Source organism: Nitrospirillum bahiense, from assembly GCF_007828025.1.
Lineage (GTDB): Bacteria > Pseudomonadota > Alphaproteobacteria > Azospirillales > Azospirillaceae > Nitrospirillum > Nitrospirillum amazonense.
The window spans coordinates 21,965-28,335 of record NZ_VITO01000036.1 but is presented as its reverse complement, the minus strand read 5'-3'; the positions used below and the strand labels follow the sequence as shown (position 1 = coordinate 28,335).

Below are 6,371 nucleotides of genomic sequence, written 5' to 3'. Positions count from 1 at the left end.
ACATGGCTGTTGTCAAACACATGGCCATGAACCTCATACGCAATGCACCCGGCAAACAAAGCCTGACTGTCCGACGAAAAAAGGCATCCTGGAATATCGACTACCTCGAAACCGTCATACGACAACGGGGGTGAGGCACTTCAAGCGATTCCCCTGGGTCAAGCAGCGGCGGTGTCGCCCCCGCCGCCCGCGACCCCGGGGACGGGAGGCAGGAACCGGGCGACCTCCGCCACCCGGCGGCGCAGCCAGGCGTGGGCCGGGTGGCTGTCCAGGCGGCGGTGCCACACCATGGACAGGCGCATGCCGCCCGCTGGCTTGTCACCCACCGGCATGTCCGCAGGCAGGGGCAGCACCGCCAGGCCGAAGGAGTCGGCCAACGGGTGGGCCACGCGCGCCGGCATGGTGCAGACCAGGTCGCTATCGCGCAGCATGGGGGCGGCCGCCAGCAGGTGGGATGCCACCACCGCCAGGGTGCGCTGCCGGCCCACGGCTTCCAGCATGCGGTCCACCGCCCCCACCTTGGATGCGGTGGCCGAGACCAGCAGGTGGGAGAAGGCGAGGTAGGTCTCCAGGGTCCAGGGGGCATCCAGGGCCGGATGCCCCGGACGCATCAGCACCGCCAGGCTGTCGCGCACCAGCATCTGCCGGGTCATGTGGGCGGGCGGGTCGGGCAGCATGCCCAGCGCCAGGTCCAGCAGGCCCGATTCCAGGCCGGGCAGGGCGTTGTCCTTGTCGGCATGGCGCAGCACCAGGGACAGGCCGGGGGCCTCCGCCCGCAGGGCCGCCACCAGGGGCGGGCCCAGCACGAACTCGGCGTGGTCGGACAGGCCCACGGTGATCGCGTCCCGCGCCTCGCACGGCAGGAAGGGCTGGCGGGCGGCCAGGGCGGCCCGTACCTGGTCCAGGGCGCCTTGCAGGGGGCGGGCCATGGTGTCGGCCACGGCGGTGGGCACCATGCCGGTGGGGGTGCGCACGAACAGGTCGTCGCCCATGTGCTGGCGCAGGCGGGCCAGCGCGTTGCTGACGGCGGACTGCGATAGGCCCAGCGCCCGGCCGGCCCGCGTCACCTGCCGTTCGCGGTACAGCGCATCGAAGACGTGCAGCAGGTTCAGGTCGATCTGGCTGATGTCCATGGATGGCCCCCTTCGCCACTGGCCATCACTATGGTGAATGGTGATGTTGATAACCAGTGATTTGGCAAATGGTGTCGATGGGGCCATGTTGGAAGGGTCAGTCTTTCCAAACCCAAGGTTCCGCCCCATGCCCGCCCTCTCCGCCATGCCCGCCGCCGCCCCGGCCCCTGTCACGGCGGCGCGCCAGCCGGTCTATTTCATCTCCCACGGCTCCCCCATGCTGGCGCTGCAGGACAGTGACGCGCGGCGCTTCCTGCAGACCCTGGGTCGCGACATCCGGGCGGCGGGCATCCCCCGCGCCATCCTGATGCTGTCCGCGCATTGGGAGACGGCGGCGCCGACGGCCTCCCTGGCCGACCGGCCGGAAACCATCCATGATTTCGGCGGCTTTCCCCGCGCCCTGTTTGAGATGCGCTACCCCGCCCCCGGCGCGCCGGAGGTGGCGCGGGCGGCCCTGGCGGCCCTGGCCGCCGCCGGTATCACGGTCACGGGAGGGGAAGCGCGCGGCCTGGACCACGGCGCCTGGGTCCCCTTGATCCTGATGTTCCCGGAAGCCGACATTCCGGTCGCCCAGCTGTCCATCCAGCCGCATCTGGGACCCGCCCACCACCGCCGCTTGGGCGAGGCGCTGCGGCCGCTACGCGACCAGGGGGTGCTGATCATCGCCTCGGGTTCGCTGACCCACAATCTGCGTGACCTGGCGTGGGAGGGCACGGATGAGGTGGCGCCCTGGGCCGCTGCCTTCCAATCCTGGATCCATGACAAGGTCAGCGGCGCCGACGTCGCGGCCCTGGACGACTACCGCGCCCGCGCGCCCTTCGCCCGCCAGAACCACCCGCGCGACGAACACTTGCTGCCCCTGTTCGCCGCCGTGGGCGCGGCGACACCGGGTCAGCCCGGCCGCCGCCTGCACGGCAGTGTGCAGCTGGGCGCCTTGGCCATGGACGCCTATCGGTTCGATTGAAACGCCAGGCGGCTTACATCCCGCCGCCATACATGAAGAGGTAGGGAAAAAGCAGCAGCACGAAGAGCAGACACCACAGGTTTCCGATCCACGCCCATCTCGTCTGGCTCAGTAGTAACGAAGGCACCAAGGCCATCAGTAGGACCATAAAAGGAAACACGACGATGCCGGAAACCTGGGCGAGGTCAACATGCCCCAGGCGAGCCTGGACGCTTTTTTCCAAGTCTAGCCCTATCCAGACCAAGCCACCCCAAGATAGGCCACAAATCATCGGTAGAATAAGGGGCGCAAGCCGTAGCCTGCTGAAGGGGGCAGCTTTCGGTTGTGTTTGGTCCATGGTCGTCATCCGAAACTTCAGGCCACCCCATCATACATAGACCGCTGTGCCTGGTGGCGGTCGAGGCTGAAAAGAAAAAGGCCGGGCGCCCGCTGGCGGCCCGGCCTTGATCCTGACGGTGCCGGGCTCGTGCGAGCCCCGCAGCTCACTCCATGCCCAGCGCGGCCTTGTAGAGCTCCAGCAGGGCGTCCTGCTCCTGCCGGTCGTTCTTTTCCATCTTCCGCAGGCGGACGATGGCGCGGATGATCTTGGTCTCGAACCCCACGCCCTTGGCTTCGGCGTAGATGTCCTTGATGTCGTCCGCGATGCCCTTCTTGTCCTCTTCCAGGCGTTCGATGCGCTCGATGATGGAGCGCAGGCGGTCGCCGGCGATGCCGCCAACATCCGTCGCAACAGGGGCGTCCGACATGGGGAATGCCTCTTCGTTCTAAGTGGTGGTCTGAATGGTGAGGGCGCGACCTTACCCGCGCGGCCGGGGATGGGCAAGCGCCGGTAAAGGGGCGCCGCCCCCCGTGTCAGTCCTTCGGCTTGCTCTGCTCGAACGCCGCCTTCTGCTCCGCCGTCGCCTCGCGCTGGTGCAGGCGTTTGAAGTCCTCGTACGGCATGCCGTAGACGATCTCGCGCGCGGCCTCATAGTCCAGCGGCACACCCTTTTCCTCGGCGGCGGCGCGATACCATTTGGACAGGCAGTTACGGCAGAATCCGGCCAGGTTCATCAGGTCGATGTTCTGGACGTCGGTGCGCTCACGCAAATGCGCCACCAGCCGGCGGAAGGCGGCGGCCTCAAGCTCCATCCGGGTGGCGTCGTCGATCTCGGGAACCATGGAATATCCTTGTGAAGGGGGATGGCCTGCTCAGGCGCCGGCCAGCACGTGGTGTATATCGGGGCGGCCGATCAGCTGTCCAAGGGCTTGCGCCAGCAGGGCGGACCAGTGCTCCACCCCCACCGCGTCGCCGATCAGATCCTGCCGGATTTCGATCAGCACGCCGGGCAGGCCTGGCCGGGTGGAATGGGTCTTCAGGGTATAGCCGTGGCCGTCGCGCCCCGAGTAGGGAACGTTGTCGCCCACCACCACACCCGGCAGGGCCCGCAACAGCTCCAACAAGGGCAGGGGCAGGCGGCCATCCTGGTCCCACAGCACGCCCAGATGCCAGGGGCGCTGGAAGCCGTTCATGACCGGCGTGAAGCTGTGGACGGAGATGATGGCCGGCGTCTGGCCCGCCGCGCGCTTGGCATCGACGCACGTCGCGACGGCGGCGTGGTAGGGGTGGAACAGGGCATCCAGCCGCGCCTGGCGGTCACCATCGGTCAGGGCCTGGTTGGCCAGGACGGGGGTGCCGTCGCTGACCGCCGGCATCAGCGTGGCGCTGTCCAGCGGGCGGTTCAAATCCACCACTAGGCGGGAATATCCGGCGATGACCGCCGGCGCGTCCAGCCGCCGGGCCAGCGCGCGAGTCACCGCCTCCGCCCCGATGTCCCAGGCGATGTGCCGCTCCATGTCGGCCGCCGGAACACCCAGGGTGCCCAGGCGGGCGGGCACGCGGCGTGCGGCATGTTCGCACAGCAGCACGACGGGGGCGGGCCCGTGGGGATTGACCACCGTGACGGCGGGCGGCTCATCAGGGGCGAGCAAGGCGGCGGGAGAGGCAAGCGTGTCCAAGGGGCGGCCTATCTCAGGGAATATGCCCTGCCAGGATAGCGGTCCCGGTCGGGGATGGAAGCCCCCGCCGGGCATTCCTGCACCGTTGATGTCGAAACGATGAACGGCCGGCTTGCGCGCCGCCCGAATTACCGGGAAAATAGCAATGGGTGCATGCGAGGCATCGCTTTCAGCGTCTTCCCCGTGCATACTTCGTCGACGTGCAGCTTTCCCGCGTTGGGGAGCCGGATGGCGCACGTTTCCTTTGAAATGACTGCGGCTGTTCCAGGTGCTGGACGGGCGCTGCCGAAGCCCCTGGGCGAGGACAGAATTGGGCGGCATGTACCGGTCGAGCATACGCACACCCCCCCTTGATGCCCCGATGCCGGTGATCCGGCCTGGGGAGGCCGACGACGCCGAGGGCATACGCCAGGTCCATATCCGTTCCGTGCACGCTTTCTGCGCCGGGCATTACTCGCCCGAACAACTCATCGCCCTTCTGGGCGGGCGTGAGGCTGCGGACTACCGCACCGCCATGACGGAATGGGGGGAGCATGTGCTGGTGGCGGAGCAGGCGGGCCGCGTGGTCGGCTTCTCTGCGCTCTACAGCGCCGAGGTCCGGGCCGTCTATGTCGATCCGGTGGCCGCCAAGGGTACCGGCCGCCGCTTGCTGGAAGAGATCGAGACCCTGGCGCGCGACCGGGGCGCCGGCGCCCTGCACCTCACCTCCTCCATGAACGCGGTGGGGTTTTATGAGGCCATGGGCTATCAGCGCCAGGGTCCCCGGCTGATGACCATGGGCTGCGGCACCCAGCTGGCCGCCTGGGGCATGCGCAAGGCGCTCGGCCGTTAGGCGGCGGAAGACTTTTCCAATCCCCTGGCCTGACGGTAGCTTTGGGGCAAGGTTTCCCCAACGCCGGATGCATGCCCGTGGCCCCCTCCGACATCACCGTTCAGCATTTCTTCGGCCGCGACGGCCAGCGCCTGGCCTACCGCGAGCTGGGTCAAGGCCGGCCGCTGGTGCTGATCCATGGCTATTTCTCCACCGCCACGGTCAACTGGCTGAAGTACGGCCACGCGCCTCGCATCGCGGAGCGCGGCTACCGCGTCATCATGCCGGACCTGCGGGCCCACGGCGACAGCGCCAAGCCGCATGAGGTGTCGGCCTACCCGCCCGACGTGCTGGCCGACGACGGCCTGGCGCTGGTGGAGCATCTGGGCCTGACCGACTATGACCTGGGCGGCTATTCCCTGGGCGGGCGCACCACCATGCGCATGCTGGCGCGCGGCGCCACCCCGGCCCGCGCCATCTGCGCCGGCATGGGCCTGGCCGGCCTGACCCACACCGCCGGCCGGGGGGAGCATTTCCGCCGCATCCTGACCAACCTGGGCACCTTCGAGCGCGGCACGCCGGAATGGATGGCGGAGGCCTTCCTGAAGACGGTCGGGGGCGACCCGGTCGCCCTGCTGAACATCCTGGAGACCTTCGTCGACACCCCACCGGACGTGCTGGCCGGCCTGGACCTGCCCATCCTCATCACCGCCGGCGCCCAGGACCAGGACAACGGGTCGGCCCAGGAACTGGTCGCGGCCCTGCCCAACGCCCGCTACGTCGAAATCCCCGGCGACCATATGAGCGCCGTGACCAAGCCCGACCTGGGCCGGGCCATTGCGGATTTCCTAGCAGGCTGAGTTTAGGGGCGGCCTGAGTTTACGGGTGGCGTACGATCATGAACCCTTCCGCCTCGTCCGGCGGGACGAAGTAGCGGGTGATGGCGTCGAACTCCGCGTCGGTGGCGGCGAAGTCGTGGCCGCCGGCGGCGTTGCGGGCGCGCAGGCGCTGGCGGCAGACCTCATCGGGCACGTCCAGGTAATGCAGGGTGTGGGCGGCGCCGGCTTCCTCGAACAGGCCGCGCATCCATAGGCGCAAGCCGGGCGTGTTGGCGGGGAAGTCCAGCACCACCGACAGCCCGGCCCGCAGCAGGGCCACGGCGTGCGGCCCCACGACCTGGCGCAAGCGGGCGCTGAGCCGGATGTAGTCGGCGACGCTGGCCAGTTCCTCGGGATACAGGCGGGCCAGCCAGTAATCCTCGCTCAGCAGGATGGTGCCGGGCGCCGCCGCCAGGGTGGCGGTGAGTGTGGACTTGCCGGCGGCGATCTTGCCGCACACCAGGTGCAGCATGGGTATGGGGGATGTCATGGTGAGGGTGTCCTTGGGAACCGCGAAGGATGGGGCGAACGCCAACGGCCCGGCCTGAGGATCAGGCCGGGGTGGTAATTCGCCTCAGGCACGTGCG

The 6,371-nt window shown here is 68.6% G+C and carries 9 protein-coding genes and 1 pseudogene; 4 read left to right on the top strand and 6 right to left on the bottom strand.

Annotated features, from left to right (window positions below; genetic code table 11):
• Positions 1-134, top strand: a pseudogene (locus tag FBZ88_RS29600) (ISAs1 family transposase); the annotation flags it as partial.
• A 24-nt stretch (positions 135-158) separates the two neighbouring features.
• On the opposite strand, the gene FBZ88_RS29595 reads toward FBZ88_RS29600, so the two are convergent.
• Complete coding sequence (locus tag FBZ88_RS29595) at positions 159-1,133, bottom strand: LysR family transcriptional regulator (RefSeq protein WP_186464661.1); 975 nt, start codon at positions 1,131-1,133, stop codon at positions 159-161.
• A gap of 127 nt (positions 1,134-1,260) precedes the next feature.
• Between FBZ88_RS29595 and FBZ88_RS29590 the strand changes: the two genes are divergently transcribed.
• The gene (locus FBZ88_RS29590) at positions 1,261-2,097 is read left to right on the top strand and encodes a DODA-type extradiol aromatic ring-opening family dioxygenase (RefSeq protein ID WP_246138911.1); all 837 of its coding nucleotides are present in this window, start codon (positions 1,261-1,263) and stop codon (positions 2,095-2,097) included.
• A 13-nt stretch (positions 2,098-2,110) separates the two neighbouring features.
• On the opposite strand, the gene FBZ88_RS29585 is transcribed toward FBZ88_RS29590, so the two are convergent.
• From FBZ88_RS29585 to FBZ88_RS29570, 4 genes are all read right to left on the bottom strand, one after another.
• The gene (locus FBZ88_RS29585) at positions 2,111-2,320 is read right to left on the bottom strand and encodes a hypothetical protein (protein ID WP_145620574.1); all 210 of its coding nucleotides are present in this window, start codon (positions 2,318-2,320) and stop codon (positions 2,111-2,113) included.
• Between the two features lie 259 nt (positions 2,321-2,579).
• Positions 2,580-2,843, bottom strand: a complete 264-nt coding sequence (locus tag FBZ88_RS29580) for a DUF2312 domain-containing protein (protein WP_040850401.1) — start codon at positions 2,841-2,843, stop codon at positions 2,580-2,582.
• Between the two features lie 106 nt (positions 2,844-2,949).
• On the bottom strand, positions 2,950-3,258 hold the full coding sequence (locus tag FBZ88_RS29575; RefSeq protein ID WP_145620572.1) for a DUF1244 domain-containing protein: 309 nt from the start codon (positions 3,256-3,258) through the stop codon (positions 2,950-2,952).
• Between the two features lie 30 nt (positions 3,259-3,288).
• Positions 3,289-4,095, bottom strand: coding sequence for an N-formylglutamate amidohydrolase (locus tag FBZ88_RS29570; RefSeq protein WP_246138910.1), 807 nt, complete (start codon positions 4,093-4,095; stop codon positions 3,289-3,291).
• Between the two features lie 361 nt (positions 4,096-4,456).
• Here FBZ88_RS29570 and FBZ88_RS29565 point away from each other — a divergent pair, with 361 nt between their 5' ends.
• A complete protein-coding gene (locus FBZ88_RS29565) occupies positions 4,457-4,927 on the top strand; it encodes a GNAT family N-acetyltransferase (RefSeq protein WP_186464660.1) in 471 nt (156 codons plus the stop codon).
• Positions 4,928-4,998: 71 nt separating this feature from the next.
• Positions 4,999-5,766 (top strand): alpha/beta fold hydrolase, encoded by a 768-nt coding sequence (locus FBZ88_RS29560; RefSeq protein ID WP_145620569.1) that lies wholly within the window; start codon positions 4,999-5,001, stop codon positions 5,764-5,766.
• A gap of 19 nt (positions 5,767-5,785) precedes the next feature.
• Here FBZ88_RS29560 and FBZ88_RS29555 read toward each other — a convergent pair whose 3' ends face one another.
• On the bottom strand, positions 5,786-6,274 hold the full coding sequence (locus tag FBZ88_RS29555) for a P-loop nucleotide/nucleoside kinase family protein (RefSeq protein WP_145620568.1): 489 nt from the start codon (positions 6,272-6,274) through the stop codon (positions 5,786-5,788).
• Positions 6,275-6,371: the final 97 nt, after the last annotated feature.

What these genes read in the sequence shown, in the direction of transcription:
- FBZ88_RS29595 (WP_186464661.1), bottom strand. Translation starts at nt 1,133, where the DNA reads ATGGACATCAGCCAGATCGACCTGAACCTGCTGCACGTCTTCGATGCG.
- FBZ88_RS29590 (WP_246138911.1), top strand. Translation starts at nt 1,261, where the DNA reads ATGCCCGCCCTCTCCGCCATGCCCGCCGCCGCCCCGGCCCCTGTCACG.
- FBZ88_RS29580 (WP_040850401.1), bottom strand. Translation starts at nt 2,843, where the DNA reads ATGTCGGACGCCCCTGTTGCGACGGATGTTGGCGGCATCGCCGGCGAC.
- FBZ88_RS29575 (WP_145620572.1), bottom strand. Translation starts at nt 3,258, where the DNA reads ATGGTTCCCGAGATCGACGACGCCACCCGGATGGAGCTTGAGGCCGCC.
- FBZ88_RS29565 (WP_186464660.1), top strand. Translation starts at nt 4,457, where the DNA reads ATGCCGGTGATCCGGCCTGGGGAGGCCGACGACGCCGAGGGCATACGC.
- FBZ88_RS29560 (WP_145620569.1), top strand. Translation starts at nt 4,999, where the DNA reads ATGCCCGTGGCCCCCTCCGACATCACCGTTCAGCATTTCTTCGGCCGC.
- FBZ88_RS29555 (WP_145620568.1), bottom strand. Translation starts at nt 6,274, where the DNA reads ATGACATCCCCCATACCCATGCTGCACCTGGTGTGCGGCAAGATCGCC.